General features: G+C 34.8%; 12 protein-coding genes and 3 tRNA genes. 6 read left to right on the top strand and 9 right to left on the bottom strand.

Going from position 1 to position 16,058, the window contains the following annotated elements; all coding sequences use genetic code 11:
* Positions 1-138 precede the first annotated feature (138 nt).
* The gene (gene trpS, locus D8848_RS02650) at positions 139-1,164 is read right to left on the bottom strand and encodes a tryptophan--tRNA ligase (protein WP_060627327.1); all 1,026 of its coding nucleotides are present in this window, start codon (positions 1,162-1,164) and stop codon (positions 139-141) included.
* A gap of 205 nt (positions 1,165-1,369) precedes the next feature.
* On the opposite strand from trpS, the gene D8848_RS02645 reads away from it, so the two are divergent.
* Both D8848_RS02645 and D8848_RS02640 read left to right on the top strand, forming a co-directional pair.
* Positions 1,370-2,992, top strand: coding sequence for an ATP-binding cassette domain-containing protein (locus tag D8848_RS02645; RefSeq protein WP_000958782.1), 1,623 nt, complete (start codon positions 1,370-1,372; stop codon positions 2,990-2,992).
* Positions 2,993-3,051: 59 nt separating this feature from the next.
* On the top strand, positions 3,052-5,595 hold the full coding sequence (locus D8848_RS02640) for a YfhO family protein (protein WP_125443235.1): 2,544 nt from the start codon (positions 3,052-3,054) through the stop codon (positions 5,593-5,595).
* Between the two features lie 25 nt (positions 5,596-5,620).
* Here the strand turns inward: D8848_RS02640 and D8848_RS02635 are convergent, their stop codons facing one another.
* Positions 5,621-8,263: a YhgE/Pip domain-containing protein gene (locus tag D8848_RS02635; protein ID WP_125443234.1), complete on the bottom strand. Its 2,643-nt coding sequence runs from the start codon at positions 8,261-8,263 to the stop codon at positions 5,621-5,623.
* 127 nt (positions 8,264-8,390) lie between these two features.
* Between D8848_RS02635 and D8848_RS02630 the strand changes: the two genes are divergently transcribed.
* A complete protein-coding gene (locus D8848_RS02630) occupies positions 8,391-8,933 on the top strand; it encodes a TetR/AcrR family transcriptional regulator (RefSeq protein ID WP_125443233.1) in 543 nt (180 codons plus the stop codon).
* 40 nt (positions 8,934-8,973) lie between these two features.
* On the opposite strand, the gene D8848_RS02625 is transcribed toward D8848_RS02630, so the two are convergent.
* The 7 genes from D8848_RS02625 to rlmH all read right to left on the bottom strand — a co-directional run bounded on the left by D8848_RS02625 (position 8,974) and on the right by rlmH (position 12,158).
* Positions 8,974-9,047 (bottom strand) — tRNA-Asn (locus D8848_RS02625).
* A gap of 5 nt (positions 9,048-9,052) precedes the next feature.
* Positions 9,053-9,124, bottom strand: a tRNA-Glu gene (locus tag D8848_RS02620).
* A 51-nt stretch (positions 9,125-9,175) separates the two neighbouring features.
* Positions 9,176-9,928 (bottom strand): competence system response regulator transcription factor ComE, encoded by a 753-nt coding sequence (gene comE, locus D8848_RS02615; RefSeq protein ID WP_000866073.1) that lies wholly within the window; start codon positions 9,926-9,928, stop codon positions 9,176-9,178.
* Positions 9,925-11,250: a competence system sensor histidine kinase ComD gene (gene comD, locus D8848_RS02610; RefSeq protein ID WP_125443232.1), complete on the bottom strand. Its 1,326-nt coding sequence runs from the start codon at positions 11,248-11,250 to the stop codon at positions 9,925-9,927. Before comD ends, comE begins: the two co-directional genes overlap by 4 nt.
* A 20-nt stretch (positions 11,251-11,270) precedes the next feature.
* Complete coding sequence (comC, locus tag D8848_RS02605) at positions 11,271-11,396, bottom strand: competence-stimulating peptide ComC (RefSeq protein WP_049535516.1); 126 nt, start codon at positions 11,394-11,396, stop codon at positions 11,271-11,273.
* A 165-nt stretch (positions 11,397-11,561) separates the two neighbouring features.
* Positions 11,562-11,635, bottom strand: a tRNA-Arg gene (locus tag D8848_RS02600).
* 43 nt (positions 11,636-11,678) lie between these two features.
* Positions 11,679-12,158 (bottom strand): 23S rRNA (pseudouridine(1915)-N(3))-methyltransferase RlmH, encoded by a 480-nt coding sequence (gene rlmH, locus D8848_RS02595; protein ID WP_060627322.1) that lies wholly within the window; start codon positions 12,156-12,158, stop codon positions 11,679-11,681.
* 183 nt (positions 12,159-12,341) lie between these two features.
* Here rlmH and htrA point away from each other — a divergent pair, with 183 nt between their 5' ends.
* The 3 genes from htrA to dnaA all read left to right on the top strand — a co-directional run bounded on the left by htrA (position 12,342) and on the right by dnaA (position 15,914).
* Positions 12,342-13,523 carry a serine protease HtrA gene (gene htrA / locus D8848_RS02590; RefSeq protein ID WP_033687626.1) on the top strand — a complete coding sequence of 394 codons (1,182 nt, stop codon included), beginning with the start codon at positions 12,342-12,344 and terminating at the stop codon, positions 13,521-13,523.
* A 57-nt stretch (positions 13,524-13,580) separates the two neighbouring features.
* Positions 13,581-14,339 (top strand): ParB/RepB/Spo0J family partition protein, encoded by a 759-nt coding sequence (locus D8848_RS02585; protein WP_125443231.1) that lies wholly within the window; start codon positions 13,581-13,583, stop codon positions 14,337-14,339.
* 213 nt (positions 14,340-14,552) lie between these two features.
* The gene (gene dnaA, locus D8848_RS02580; RefSeq protein ID WP_125443230.1) at positions 14,553-15,914 is read left to right on the top strand and encodes a chromosomal replication initiator protein DnaA; all 1,362 of its coding nucleotides are present in this window, start codon (positions 14,553-14,555) and stop codon (positions 15,912-15,914) included.
* Positions 15,915-16,058 lie beyond the last annotated feature (144 nt).

Genomic DNA, 16,058 nt, shown 5'->3' with positions numbered 1-16,058 from the left:
TTTTCTTTATTTTTGAGCTTGACTCTTTTTATATTGTATCTATCATACCATTCTATAAAAATTTGTCAAATGTTACAGGGGTAAATAAAAAACTATCTTTTCTTCGAGATAGAAATGATAGTTTCTTGTAAAATAAACTTAGTTAAAGTAATGAAGTCCCATTGCTCCTTTAACCTCAGATAGGGTTTGACCTGCAACTTCACGCGCTCTTTCACTACCTTTTTGAAGCATATTATAAACTTCTCCCATATCCTTAGCAAATTCAATACGGCGCTCACGAATAGGACCAAGTTCACGTTCTAATATTTCAAGTAGATAACGCTTGGTCTTCACATCACCAAGACCACCTCGTTGATAATGTTCTTTCATGTCAGCAATTTCTTGAGCATCTTCTGGACGACCAAAAACATCTAGATAATGGAAAACCATATTTCCTTCAATTTTACCTGGATCCTCAACGCGGATATGATCTGGATCTGTATACATACTCATCACTTTTTTACGCAAAGTATCCGCATCATCAGCTAAATAAATACCATTATTGAGTGATTTAGACATTTTAGCATTTCCATCTAAACCAGGCAAACGCCCTGCTCTCTCATTTTCTGGATAAATACCTTCCGGCTCTACCAAGACATCACAGTTATATGCGTTGTTAAAAGAGCGAACAATTTCACGAGTTTGCTCAATCATTGGTTTCTGATCTGTCCCAACAGGAACATAATTAGCCTTGAAAGCTGTGATGTCAGCTGCTTGAGCAATTGGATAGACTAAGAATCCTGTCGGAATACTCTCTCCAAAGCCTTTCTGAGCAATTTCTGTCTTGACTGTTGGATTGCGCTCCAAACGTGCTAATGAAACTAGATTCATATAGTACATAGATAGTTCAGCCAATTCTGGAATTTGGCTTTGAATAAAAATAGTTGATTTACTCGGATCCAATCCAACTGCAAGATAATCCAAAGCAACATTTCCGATAGACTCTACAATTGTTTGAGGGTCTTTAGCATGATCTGTCAAAGCTTGTTGGTCAGCCAAGAACACAAACATATCATACTTATCCTCTTCCTGTAATAAAACTCTATTTTTGAGACTTCCAACATAATGTCCAATATGCAATTTTCCTGTTGGACGGTCTCCTGTTAAAATAATGGGTTTAATCATTTTATTCTCCTTCGATATAGTCCCTTCAATTATAGCATTTTTTTAATGAAATAACCGTAATTTATCAAAATAAATCAGTCTTGCTATTTACGGATTCGTGTAAAGTATACTGTAAATCTAATTTACACAAAATTGACAGATAAAAATTTGAATATTTCCGTATTTTCTAGTAGAATAAATATATTACACATATAGGAGAAAAACATTGCTTACAGTATCTGATGTTTCACTACGTTTTAGTGATCGCAAACTTTTTGATGATGTCAATATCAAATTTACAGAAGGAAATACTTACGGATTAATCGGTGCTAATGGTGCCGGAAAATCAACCTTTTTAAAAATTTTAGCTGGAGATATTGAACCTACTACTGGTCACATCTCTCTTGGTCCAGATGAACGTCTCTCTGTTCTTCGTCAAAATCACTTTGACTATGAAGACGAACGTGCCATTGATGTCGTTATCATGGGAAATGAAAAACTTTATAGCATCATGAAGGAGAAAGATGCCATCTACATGAAGGAAAATTTCTCAGATGAGGATGGAGTGCGTGCTGCCGAACTCGAAGGAGAGTTTGCCGAGCTTGGAGGTTGGGAAGCAGAAAGTGAAGCCTCTCAACTCCTTCAAAACCTAAACATTCCAGAAGAATTGCACTATCAAAACATGAGCGAATTGGCCAACGGTGAAAAAGTAAAAGTTCTCCTTGCCAAAGCACTTTTTGGTAAACCAGATGTGCTTCTATTGGACGAGCCTACCAACGGTTTGGACATCCAATCGATTACTTGGTTAGAAGACTTCTTGATTGACTTTGATAACACCGTTATCGTAGTATCCCACGACCGTCACTTCTTAAACAAAGTATGCACTCACATGGCCGACCTTGACTTTGGAAAAATCAAACTCTATGTCGGAAACTATGACTTCTGGAAGGAATCTTCTGAGCTCGCTGCTAAATTGCTAGCAGACCGTAATGCTAAAGCAGAAGAAAAAATTAAGCAATTGCAAGAATTCGTAGCTCGTTTCTCTGCTAATGCTTCCAAATCAAGACAAGCAACATCACGTAAAAAAATGCTTGATAAGATTGAGCTAGAAGAGATTGTGCCATCTAGTCGTAAATATCCATTTATCAACTTTAAAGCGGAGCGTGAGATTGGTAATGATCTCCTGACAGTAGAAAATCTAACTGTAAAGATTGATGGTGAGACTATTTTAGATAATATCAGTTTTATCTTGCGTCCAGGTGATAAGACAGCTCTTATTGGTCAAAATGACATCCAAACGACTGCATTAATTCGTGCAATCATGGGGGACATTGACTATGAAGGAACTGTCAAGTGGGGAGTTACTACTAGCCGTTCTTACTTGCCAAAAGATAACTCGGCCGATTTTGCAGGGGGAGAGTCAATCCTTGATTGGTTGCGTCAATTCGCAAGTAAAGAAGAAGATGACAATACTTTCCTACGTGGCTTCCTTGGCCGTATGCTCTTCTCTGGAGATGAGGTTAACAAACCTGTAAATGTCTTGTCAGGGGGAGAAAAAGTTCGTGTCATGCTTTCAAAACTTATGCTCTTGAAATCAAATGTCCTTGTACTTGATGATCCAACCAATCACTTGGACTTGGAATCTATCTCAAGCTTGAACGATGGATTGAAAAACTTTAAAGAATCAATCATCTTTGCCAGCCATGACCACGAGTTTATTCAAACTCTAGCCAACCATATCATTGTCTTGTCTAAAAATGGCGTCATTGACCGTATCGATGAAACCTATGATGAATTCCTAGAGAATGCAGAAGTACAAGCAAAAGTTAAAGAACTTTGGAAAGACTAAAAAAATTCAAAACTCAGTTGGGCTAACCAGCTGAGTTTTCTAACATTTTATGAGGTAACATGAAATTATTTTTTAAAACATATTGGACCTATTTTGTTTCTTTCATCATTCCCATAATCATTATGATAGGAGTATATCTATCTCAAGGTATCTACTGGAATAGCGATACATCTCCACTATTAGGAGATGGGTTTCATCAATACGTTATTTTTGATATAGCTCTAAGAAATATCCTACACGGAAATGGTAGTTTGTTCTACACCTTTACAAGTGGCCTCGGATTGAACTTCTATGCCCTATCTAGTTATTACTTGGGTAGTTCCCTTTCACCACTAGTTTACTTTTTTAATCTGTCGAATATGCCAGATGCTGTCTATCTGACAACTCTCTTAAAATTTGGATTGATTGGACTGTCAACTTATTTTAGTTTAAATAAATTATTTCAATCGATTCCTAAGCCTTTAAAACTAGCTTTATCTACTTCCTATGCTCTGATGAGTTTCACTGTCAGTCAATTAGAGATAAAAACCTGGCTAGATGTTTTTATCTTGATTCCTTTAATTATAACTGGTTTACATCTACTGATAACTGAAAAGAAATTCCTATTGTACTTTACAAGTCTGTCAATTTTGTTTATTCAAAATTATTATTTTGGCTATATGACAGCATTGTTTCTTATTTTCTGGTATCTCTGCCAAATTTCGTGGGACTTTAAAACTCGAAAATCATCTTTTCTTGATTTTGTTGTGATCTCCTTTTTAGCTGGTATGGCTAGTTTGATTCTGACTCTTCCTACTCTATTTGATTTACAGACACATGGAGAAAAATTAACTGAAGTTACAAAGTTTCAAACTGAAAGTAGCTGGTATCTTGATCTCTTTGCTAAGCAATTCATCGGTTCCTTTGATACAACAAAGTATGGGGCTATCCCAATGATTTTTGTTGGACTACTTCCCTTTATTTTGAGCATTTTATTTTTTACACTGACATCCATTAAGTTTCACGTGAAACTTATCTATGCAATCTTCTTTGCATTTCTAATTGCAAGCTTTTATATTGAAGTTCTTGATTTATTTTGGCAAGGCATGCATACTCCAAATATGTTTTTACATCGCTATTCTTGGATTTTCTCTACCTTGTTAATTTACACAGCAGCGGAAGTCTTAAATCGTCTGAAAGAAATTAAAATCTGGAATTTTTTAGTTTCGCTTTTTCTTCTAGTGATAGGATTTTTAGCTACCATCTATCTAAAATCACATTATTCTTTTTTTACAGATTTGAATATTCTGCTTACTCTTGAATTTTTAGTTGTCTATTCTCTTTTACTCCTTGCAGTTATCAAAAAGTTTATCTCTGTAAATCTATTTGCCATTCTAATCTCTTTATTTATAATGGTTGAAATGAGTTTAAATGCTTCATCTCAAATAGACGGAATTGCTAAGGAATGGGGATTTGCTTCTCGAAGTGCATATAATCGAGATATCCCAGCTATGGAATCTTTCTCAACAGATATTGGAAATCAATTTACTCGTACTGAAAAACTAGAGACTCAGACAGGAAATGACAGTATGAAATTCAACTACAATGGAATATCTCAATTTTCATCTGTTCGAAATCGTTCAGCAAGCTCTACTTTAGATAAACTTGGTTTTAAATCCTCTGGTACTAATCTCAATCTCCGCTATGCTAACAATAGTATTTTGGCTGATAGTTTATTTAGCATACAGTACAATATATCAGACAGTCCTATTGATAAGTATGGATTCCAAGATATCTATCAAAAAGATAATCTTACCCTATATGAAAATCAATACTCTCTTCCGATTGCATTTGCTAGTCAATCTGTTTACAATGATGTCAAGTTCAATGAACATACCTTGGATAATCAGGCCTCATTTTTAAATCAACTTGCTAATGTCAATTTTGATTATTTTTCTCCGATCCCTTATGACAAAACAGAGAATACTGATGATTTAATTACTGTTACAAGTTCTTCAAATGAGGATGCAGCAATCCAGTATCAAATTGAGGTTCCCGAAAACAGTCAAGTTTATCTTTCTATCACAAACCTTCACTTTTCTAATGACAAACAAAAAAAGGTTGACATCCTTGTAAATGGAGAAAAGAAAACTTTTACAACTGATAATGTCTTCTCCTTCTTTAATCTAGGCTATACAAAAGAGAAAAAAACTTTCAATATCAATGTTAGTTTCCCTGGAAATTCACAAGTATCATTTGAATCTCCTACCTTCTATCGTTTAGATACCAAAACTTTCACCGAGGCAATTCAAAAAATTAAAGAACAACCTGTCACAGTATCAACTTCTAAAAACAAGGTCTTTGCTACATATGATATCAAACAAGATACGTCCATTTTCTTCACCATTCCTTATGACAAAGGTTGGTCTGCCTACCAAGATGGTAAGAAAATAGAAATTAAACAAGCTCAAACTGGCTTTATGAAAGTTGATGTTCCTAAGGGGAAAGGAACTATTACACTTTCCTTCATTCCCAATGGTTTTATTACTGGAGCAATCTGTTCCTTTACTTCTCTCTTACTATTTGGAATCTATAATCACAGACGAAAGTTATCTAAGGCTTAAAAAATCGACCAGTTGGTCGATTTTTTTAATATTCTTCCATTTTCTTAGGTTGATAGGCTAGCATACCTAAACCAATAAATAGGGCTAATATCACAACAAGGAAAATGACTTGATGATGAATATTTCCTGTCATAGAGATTGTTTGTCGTAATCCCGAAACTGAATAACTCATTGGTAACCAAGGATTGATGGCTCTAAAGAAATCATTTGTCAAAGCAAGTGGGTAAGTACCTGCACTTGATGCTAACTGTAATAAAAGCAAAATAAGAGAAAAGAAAGCTCCTATACGGCTATTCCATGTTGTTAAAGCGGTCACCATAGACATGAATACTAAACTTGTTAGGATAATGAGAATAAATGTTCGCATTTCATGATTAGCAGTTAGACCAATAAGATGAACTCCTCCATATACCAAAATCCCTGCTAAAACAGCTATAATACCATTTATTTCAGCTCGAGATTTCAACCAAGCCCAACGGCTCTCTGGATGACGCCCTGAAGGCAACTTCGCAAAGATCATATTCGTTGATATTGCTGCAACAAAGAGAGCAACTGATATCATATAAGGAGCCATTGCAATTCCATTTACAGGAACTTGGTCATTGTCAGTTTTGGAGAGACTGAGAGGATTTGACAAAATCTCTGCATTTTTAGATTCTGTTGATGCTGACTTGAGTTGATCACTAGCATTACTTAGTCCTTGTCCTAAAGAAGCAACTCCTGTCTGTAAACCTTCCAATCCAGAAGTTAACTTTGTTCCACCTTCTGCTAGTTTCCCAGCTCCATCTGCCAATTTATTAGCTCCACTTTCTAATTGAGAAGCACCTGAAATTAACTGACTGGATTTGTCAGCTAGTTGGCTAGAGCCTGACTGCAATTTATCAACTCCTGCTATCAATTCTTGACTCTTTTGATTCAATTGGTTAGAGCCAGTTGATAATTTTTCAATACTAGACACTAATTCTGGAGTTTTTTCAACTAATTGACCAACTCCTGCTGTCAAGTTAGAAGATTTTTGTGTCAAGGTAGTTGAGCCTGAAACTAATTGGTTCAAACTACCTGTCAAGGTGGAATTCTTTTCACTTAGTTGACTTGCGCCTTGAGAAACTTTATCAACACCTGCAGTATATGCATTTACCCCCGATGTAATCGACTGACTAGCAGGAACTAATTTGCTAGAAACAGCTCCTTGTATCTCTGTTAATCCATTTGACAATCCTGTCAAAGAAGTAGAAGCAATAGGTAATACTTGATTAGCTTGATTTTTTAATGTCGAAAGATTTGAAGATTGATTTTGTAAGTTTTCCAAACTTCCCTGTAAACCTTGTACTAAAGCTACAATTGACTGAGCCGATTGAATACTATCAGTCGAATTTTGAGATACAGAGGCACTTATTTCAGCTTGTTGCTCACTTGTCAAAGATTGATAAGCTACTGTCGATTGAATATTGGCTAATGTAGTCGCTTTATCAGACTGAGCACTTGCTAACATTTGATTAGAAAGAGATACTATACTTGATAAAACAGAATCTAATTGTTTTGTATCTCCAACATCAATATTTTGAATAGCTTGATTTAACTGATTCAAACCAGAAGATAATTGATTAATTTGATCTTTTTGCTCAGACGAAGCATCTAACTTGCTAGAAAGTTGTTGAATTCCTTCACTTAATTGCTCCACACCCATTCGAAGTGTAGCTGATTGATTAGATAACTGATTAGCACCTGCTGCAAGACTTCCCACTCCATTAGTGTAGGAACTAACACCAGATGAAAATTGATTAAGACCAGCATTAAGCTTAGAAACACCGTCAGTATAGGACTCTACACCAGTATATAACTGATTGATTCCCCTTACTAATTCAGGACTTTTAGAAGATAATTGACCTAATCCGCTATCTAATTGACTCACTGCACCAGTATATGTAACTAAACCACTATTAAAATTCCCTAAGCCAAGATGAAGTTGTTCAACACCAGAGACATAAGAGAATAATCCTTTAGTAAACTGCTCCGTTCCATTTGAAAATGTTAAACTTGAATCGGCTAAAGAGTTTAGGTTAGTAGTTAATGTTTGACTTCCTGCCACTAACTGATTCGCTCCATCAGTTAATTTTTCACTACCAGAAGCTGCTTGACTCATACCATCCTTTAAATCGACCATTTTGTTGAATAAAGCTTTAGTATAAGTCTCGGTTACATTGGTAGAAACATTCTGCTTTAATTGTGTCATTGCAGAATCACTCATCTTGCTTGCAATAAAGCTATGACCACTTGAAGTCTGATAATCGATTTGCATTTGCTCTGGATGCTCCGTTAAAATAGAAGCTGCTTTTTCAGATAAATCACTTGGTAAAGTTACTACCATATAGTAATCGCCATTTTCTAAACCCTTCTTACCTTCTTCTTCATCTACAAAATGAAAATCCAATGATTTATTTTGCTCTAAATTAGACACCATGTCTTTTCCTATAGACATGCTATTACCATTATAAGAGGCCTCTTTATCATTATTGACAACTGCTACAGGTAAGTCAGACACTTGACCATATGGATCCCACATTGAGGATAAAAATATGATATTGTACAGAGCGGGAATAAGAGAACTCCCTATCATGACAATAATAAAGGTTGGTTTTTTAAAAATTGCTTTCCATTCTTTAAACATAGTTTCTCCTTTTTTAAACATATTGTCTAAAATTTTGATATAATAGATTATACATTAAAAAATCTAAATTACAAGATAAAAAATCCATTTTTAGACATATAGTCTAATTTGTTTATAAGGAGGAAATATGCAAGAAAGTAACAAACGCTTAAAAACAAAGCGAACTATTGAAAATGCTATGGTACAATTACTGATGGAACAGCCGTTTGATCAAATTTCTACTGTCAAGTTAGCAGAAAAAGCCGGAATTAGTCGTTCCAGCTTCTATACTCACTATAAGGATAAGTATGATATGATTGAGCACTATCAAAGCAAGCTATTTCATACATTTGAATATATTTTTCAAAAACATGCTCATCACAAAAAAGATGCTATTTTAGAAGTCTTTAAATATCTAGAGTCACAACCACTTCTGGCTGCCCTTCTTTCTGAAAATGGGACTAAAGAAATCCAAAATTTCTTACGAAATAAACTTCATATCATGCTCAGCACAGATTTACAAAAACGCTTTATGCAACTGAATCTCAATACCACTGAATTAGCATATAGTAGCATCTATCTAACTCACGCACTTTTTGGTGTCTGCCAAACTTGGATTGCACATGGAAAAAAAGAAAGCCCTCAAGAAATAACAGACTTCCTTATGAAGATGCTTGGTGATATAAATTGATACAAAAAAGGGAACAACACTATGTTCCCTTTTATCTATACTCCGCCAGTAGGACTCGAACCTACGACATCATGATTAACAGTCATGCGCTACTACCAACTGAGCTATGGCGGATAAAATAGTCCGTACGGGATTCGAACCCGTGTTACCGCCGTGAAAAGGCGGTGTCTTAACCCCTTGACCAACGGACCTTCTATCTGTAGCAGATATAACCATTATATCAATTTCTTGCTAATTGTCAATTACTTTTGAGATTTTTTCTCTAGAATATCTTTTAATTTTCTAATTTTTAATCTTGAAATAGGACAACGATGGTCTTCATAGAAAACAATTTCTAGATTTTTTCGATCAATTTCTCTGATATTGCCTATATTTACCAAAAATGACTTATGAGGAGAATAAAATCTCTGAGTATGTTTGTCCTTTTCCTGAATATCTGTCATGGTACCGTAAAACTCTTTGGCAAAATTCTTACCAATAATGCGTAATTTATGAGAGACACCTGTCGTTTCAATATACAAAATATCATGGTAAGGAATTTTTAAATCATTTCCCTTGTAATTGTAGTCAAAATAATCTACAACATCTTCATTTTCAAGTAACATACTCTTCGTGTAGAAGATATTTTGCTCAATTCTCTTCTTAAACAACTCATCATTGATATCCTTATCAACAAAATCTAAGGCTGATACCTGGTATTTATAGGTTAGAGTCGCAAACTCTGATCGACTGGTGATAAAGACGATAATAGCGTAAGGATTGTGATGACGAATAAACTGAGCAACTTCAAACCCTTTTTTCTCAATTCCATGAATATCAATATCTAGAAAATAAAGCTGGTTTACTTCATCATTTTCGATATATTCCTTAAACTCACGAACTTTTCCCGTTGTCTTGTATGATATTGGAATATTCGATTCTTTCGAAATTTCATCCAATATTCTCTCTAGTCTCACTTGATGTTCAATAACATCTTCTAAAATTAAAACTTTCATTCAAATTCCCTCTTAAATCTAATGATTTGTCTAAATGTACTGCCTTCCATCTCTGTTTCTAAAATAATATTGTTGTACTTATCCAGTAGTTCTTTCACATTATTTAATCCGACTCCACGATTTCTTCCCTTAGTAGAGAATCCTAAAGCAAATAGATCTCCTGAAGGAGTCATCGTCATTTTACATGAATTCTGAATCACAATCACTGTTTCAGTTTCCATCTTAATAACTGCTACTTCCATCTGCTTTTTATAACTATCAGCCGATCCTTCGACAGCATTGTTCAATAAAACACTCATAATACGAACTAAATCCAGCAGGTCTATTGGAAGCTTGGTAATCGTATCTTTTACTTCCAGTGTAAACTCTACACCATTATTTCGAGCATATACAATTGACTGAGCAACCAAACTTCGTAAAGCTGAATCTTCTATGTTGTTCAAGTCAAAGTAAGTATACTTATCTGAACGCAGTTTGTGATTTGCTTTGACCAAAACTTCATTGTAAACTCTGTCAATTTCCTGTAAATCACCACTGTCAATTGCCATCTGCATGCTGACAAGCATCCCAGCATAGTCATGCCGAAAACCACGAATTTCATTATACAGACCGACAATTTCATCTGTGTAGTTTTGTAAATGTTTCTGTTCAAATTTGTTCTGCTTCAAAGCAATCTCTTTCTCCATTTGAACTTTATGAGAATTCATTGCAAAGAAGGTCAAAAGTAAAGAGATAAAGACAATAGATGATAAAATACTTCCAAAGCTATTCAAATGTTTAATCGTACTTACCATATTTGAAACGAAAGATACAATATGGAGCAGTAGTAAAGCAAAAAATACTTTTTTCAAGAAAGGATAAAGGTAGTCCTTGTCAAAATAGGTTAATTCTAAGTGGAAATAATGAATGATTTTTGAGACAACAAAATAGGTCAACACCGTTACAACGGAAAAGAATGGGTAATAATATTGTAAAACAAAATTGTCTCCTGTTATAGAGGAGAAAGTTACGGACAGAAAGTTATGAGTACTCTCATATAAAAGAGACAGTAGTAAACTTAGGAATAGTCCCCTATTCTTCTCATACTGTTTAATCCATCTAAAATAGGAATATAATCCCAAAGGAAATAAAAATGTTACAATTCCTAACCCATCTAAAGATAGAAAATAGAAGGTAAGTTCAAGTACTGCTTCCACTAGTAATGTATAAGCACCAAAAACGTATAGTTCCTTTGCTTTTATTTGACCTTTACAAATTAAACGGTAACTGTGACTAATAATTAAAAAATGAACAATAACTGTCCCAAATCCAAGTAAATTCATTACTCTTTCTCCTTATTTCATTACTTTTTTCGTCGGAAAAGAAAATCAAGGAGGATGTCTGAAACCCTACTTTCCCCACCTTTAATCTTTTGCAAGTCTTTTTCCTTCAAGGCTACAAACTGTTCCAATTTAACTGTGTTTTTCATAATAAAATCTCCTCAAATGTTTTTTTCCTGTAAGCTAACTTACAAAAACTATTATACAAAATGGAATTTCGTTTTAGATAAAATTCTCTCAACTGTCATTTTTTTCTCCCAAAGTGTACTTTTTTAAGAAAAAAGCCGGGAAAATTCCCAGCTTTGCTATTATATTGATCCCAGCAGGATTCGAACCTGCGACCGTTCGCTTAGAAGGCGAATGCTCTATCCAGCTGAGCTATGAGACCTAATACAATTATTCTACCAAAAATTCAATTGAAAGTCAATTTTCTATTTATGATAGGGCGAGCCCTGCTGTATTGTAAAAGCCCGATAGATTTGTTCAACAAGGACTAGTCTCATTAACTGATGGGGCAAGGTTAAACGGCCAAAACTAACAGAGAGATTGGCTCTCTTTTTTACATCCTGTGCTAATCCCAGACTCCCCCCAATAATAAATGTAAGAGTAGAAAATCCTTTTATAGAAGCTTCTTCTAGCTGCTTACTAAATTCTTCTGAGGAGAAAGTTCTCCCTTCGATAGCCAACACAATCACGAAATCACGGTCACCAACTTTTGATAAAATTCTCTGACCTTCTATTTCTAAAATCTTTTGATTTTCTGATTCACTGGCCTTATCTGGTGTTTTTTCATCTGCTAGCTCTATCATTTCAAGCTTAGCAAATCGAGAAATTCGTTTTGAATACTCTGCAATACCATCTTTTAAATACTTTTCTTTCAGTTTCCCAACTGTTACAACTTTAATTTTCATGACTCTATTCTAACATATTCTCTATTTTTTCACATCTTATTCACAAAATAAAAGGTTAATTTTAGCCGAGAAAACCACAGATTTTTGAAAGTTATCCACAATCTGTGAAAAACTTTTGTTTTTAAGTTATAATTAAGCTAGTCAGTTTATACTTTCAGTAATTTCAAACATATGGAGGCAAATATGAAACATTTAAAAACATTTTACAAAAAAGGGTTTCAATTATTAGTCGTTATCGTCATTAGCTTTATTAGTGGAGCCTTGGGTAGCTTTTCAATAAACCAACTAACTCAAAAAAGTACTGTAAGTACCTCTAACAACAATAGTACTATTACACAGACTGCCTATAAGAATGAAAATTCAACAACTCAGGCTGTTAACAAAGTAAAAGATGCTGTTGTATCCGTTATTACTTATTCAGCAAACAGACAAAATAGCGTATTTGGTAATGATGATACTGACACTGATTCTCAGCAAATCTCTAGTGAAGGATCTGGGGTTATTTATAAAAAAAATGACAAAGAAGCTTACATTGTCACCAATAATCACGTTATAAATGGTGCCAGCAAAGTAGATATTCGTTTGTCAGATGGAACTAAAGTACCTGGAGAAATTGTCGGAGCGGACACTTTCTCTGATATTGCTGTCGTCAAAATCTCTTCAGAAAAAGTGACAACAGTAGCTGAGTTTGGTGATTCTAGCAAGTTAACCGTAGGAGAAACTGCTATTGCTATTGGTAGCCCGTTAGGTTCTGAATATGCTAATACTGTTACTCAAGGTATCGTATCTAGTCTCAATCGAAATGTGTCCTTAAAATCTGAAGATGGACAAGCCATTTCTACAAAAGCCATCCAAACTGATACTGCTATTAACCCAGGTAACTCTGGTGGCCCACTTATCAATATCCAAGGACAGGTTATCGGAATTACCTCAAGTAAAATTGCCACAAATGGAGGAACATCTGTAGAAGGTCTTGGTTTCGCAATCCCTGCAAATGATGCTATCAATATTATTGAACAGTTAGAAAAGAACGGAAAAGTAACGCGTCCAGCTTTGGGCATCCAAATGGTCAATCTCTCAAATATTAATACAAGTGATATTAGAAGACTGAATATTCCAAGCAATGTAACATCTGGTGTAGTTGTTCGTTCTGTACAAAGTAATATGCCTGCCAATGGTCACCTTGAAAAATACGACGTTATTACAAAAGTAGATGACAAAGAGATTGCTTCATCAACAGACTTACAAAGTGCTCTTTACAATCATTCTATCGGAGACACCATTAAGATCACTTACTATCGCAACGGTAAAGAAGAAACTACATCTATTAAACTTGACAAGAGTTCAGGTGATTTAGAATCTTAATTGACATCTATGTAAAGAAAGCTTTACATAAGAGAAAAGATGTGTTAGTGTAGAATCATGGAAAAATTTGAAATGATTTCTATCACAGATATACAAAAAAATCCCTATCAGCCTCGAAAAGAATTTGATGGAGAAAAACTACATGAACTAGCACAGTCTATTAAAGAAAATGGGGTCATTCAACCGATTATTGTTCGTCAATCTCCTGTTATTGGTTATGAAATCCTTGCAGGAGAGAGACGCTACCGAGCTTCACTTTTAGCTGGTCTAACGTCTATCCCAGCTGTTGTTAAACAACTTTCAGACCAAGAGATGATGATCCAGTCTATCATTGAAAATTTACAGAGAGAAAATTTAAATCCAATAGAAGAAGCACGCGCCTATGAATCTCTTGTAGAGAAAGGATTTACCCATGCTGAAATTGCAGATAAAATGGGCAAGTCTCGTCCTTATATCAGTAACTCTATTCGCTTGCTGTCCTTGCCAGAACAGATCCTCTCAGAAGTAGAAAATGGCAAACTATCACAAGCCCATGCGCGTTCTCTAGTTGGGTTGAATAAGGAACAACAAGACTATTTCTTTCAACGAATTATAGAGGAAGACATTTCTGTAAGGAAGTTAGAAGCTCTTCTGACAGAGAAAAAACAAAAGAAACTTCAAAAAACGAATCATTTCATACAAAATGAAGAAGAACAGTTAAAAAAACTACTCGGATTAGATGTAGAAATCAAACTGTCTAAAAAAGATAGCGGAAAAATCATTATTTCTTTTTCAAATCAAGAAGAATACAGTAGAATTATCAACAGCCTGAAATAAGGCTGTTCTTTTATTTTTTTTATCTCACAAGGTTATCCACTGTTTTTTTTAATAAAAAGCTTCATAAATCAATAATTCCTGATTTCATCCCCAACCTGTGGATAAAACTTGATAACATTGTGGATTATTTTTCACAGCTTGTGGAAAATTCTTGCTATCTATGGTAAAATAAGTCTAGCATTAAACTTTTAAATAGTAAAGGAGGAGAAAGGATTGAGAGAAAAACAATTTTGGAATCGTATATTAGAATTTGCTCAAGAAAGACTGACTCGATCCATGTATGATTTCTATGCTATTCAAGCTGAACTCATCAAGGTAGAGGAAAATGTTGCCACTATATTTTTACCACGATCTGAAATGGAAATGGTCTGGGAAAAACAACTAAAAGATATTATTGTGGTAGCTGGTTTTGAAATTTATGATGCTGAGATAACTCCCCACTATATTTTCACCAAACCTCAAGATACGGCTGTCCCACAAGTTGAAGAAGCTCCAAATTCAACTCTTTATGACTATAGTCCAAAGCTAGCATCTATTCCTTATTCGGATACTGGATTAAAAGAAAAGTATACCTTTGATAATTTTATTCAAGGGGATGGAAATGTTTGGGCTGTATCAGCCGCCTTGGCTGTCTCTGAAGATTTGGCCTTGACCTATAATCCTCTTTTTATCTATGGAGGACCTGGGCTTGGGAAGACTCACTTACTCAATGCCATTGGGAATGAAATTTTGAAAAATATTCCTGATGCGCGTGTGAAGTACATTCCTGCTGAAAGCTTTATTAACGATTTTCTTGAACACCTGAGACTGGGTGAAATGGAAAAGTTCAAAAAAACTTACCGTAGCCTTGATCTCTTGTTAATTGATGATATCCAATCGTTGAGTGGAAAAAAAGTTGCAACTCAAGAAGAATTTTTCAATACTTTCAATGTTCTCCATAGCAATCAAAAACAAATTGTTCTGACTAGTGATCGTAGCCCTAAACACCTAGAGGGCCTTGAAGAACGGCTTGTCACGCGCTTTAGCTGGGGCTTGACGCAAAATATCACACCACCTGACTTTGAGACACGTATTGCCATTTTACAAAGCAAAACAGAGCATTTAGACTACCATTTCCAAAGTGATACCCTAGAATACCTAGCTGGTCAATTTGATTCAAACGTCCGAGAACTTGAAGGAGCAATCAACGACATCACTTTAATTGCCCGAGTGAAGAAGATTAAGGATATCACAATCGATATCGCTGCAGAGGCTATTCGAGCACGTAAACAAGATGTTAACCAAATGCTCGTCATCCCAATTGATAAAATCCAAAATGAAGTTGGTAACTTTTATGGTGTCAGTGTCAAAGAAATGAAGGGAAGCAGACGCCTTCAAAATATTGTGTTAGCCCGTCAAGTAGCCATGTATTTATCTAGAGAACTAACAGATAATAGTCTTCCAAAAATTGGGAAGGAATTTGGTGGAAAAGACCATACAACAGTCATTCATGCCCATGCCAAAATTAAATCTTTGATTGATGAAGACGATAATTTACGTTTAGAAATCGAATCCATCAAAAAGAAAATTAAATAATTTGTGGATAACTTTTGCTTTTTTATCTTTTTTATCCACATTTTTTAAACAAGCCAAAAAACTTGATATGACTTGTTTAAAGTCTGTTTTCCACAGATTTCACAGACTCTATTATTACTATTATCCTTCTAATACTAAAAATAA

The organism is Streptococcus mitis (assembly GCF_003942775.1).
GTDB classification, from domain to species: Bacteria; Bacillota; Bacilli; order Lactobacillales; family Streptococcaceae; genus Streptococcus; species Streptococcus mitis_CN.
Note: the sequence above shows the minus strand (reverse complement) of the source record. Positions and strands in the feature narration are given on the sequence as shown.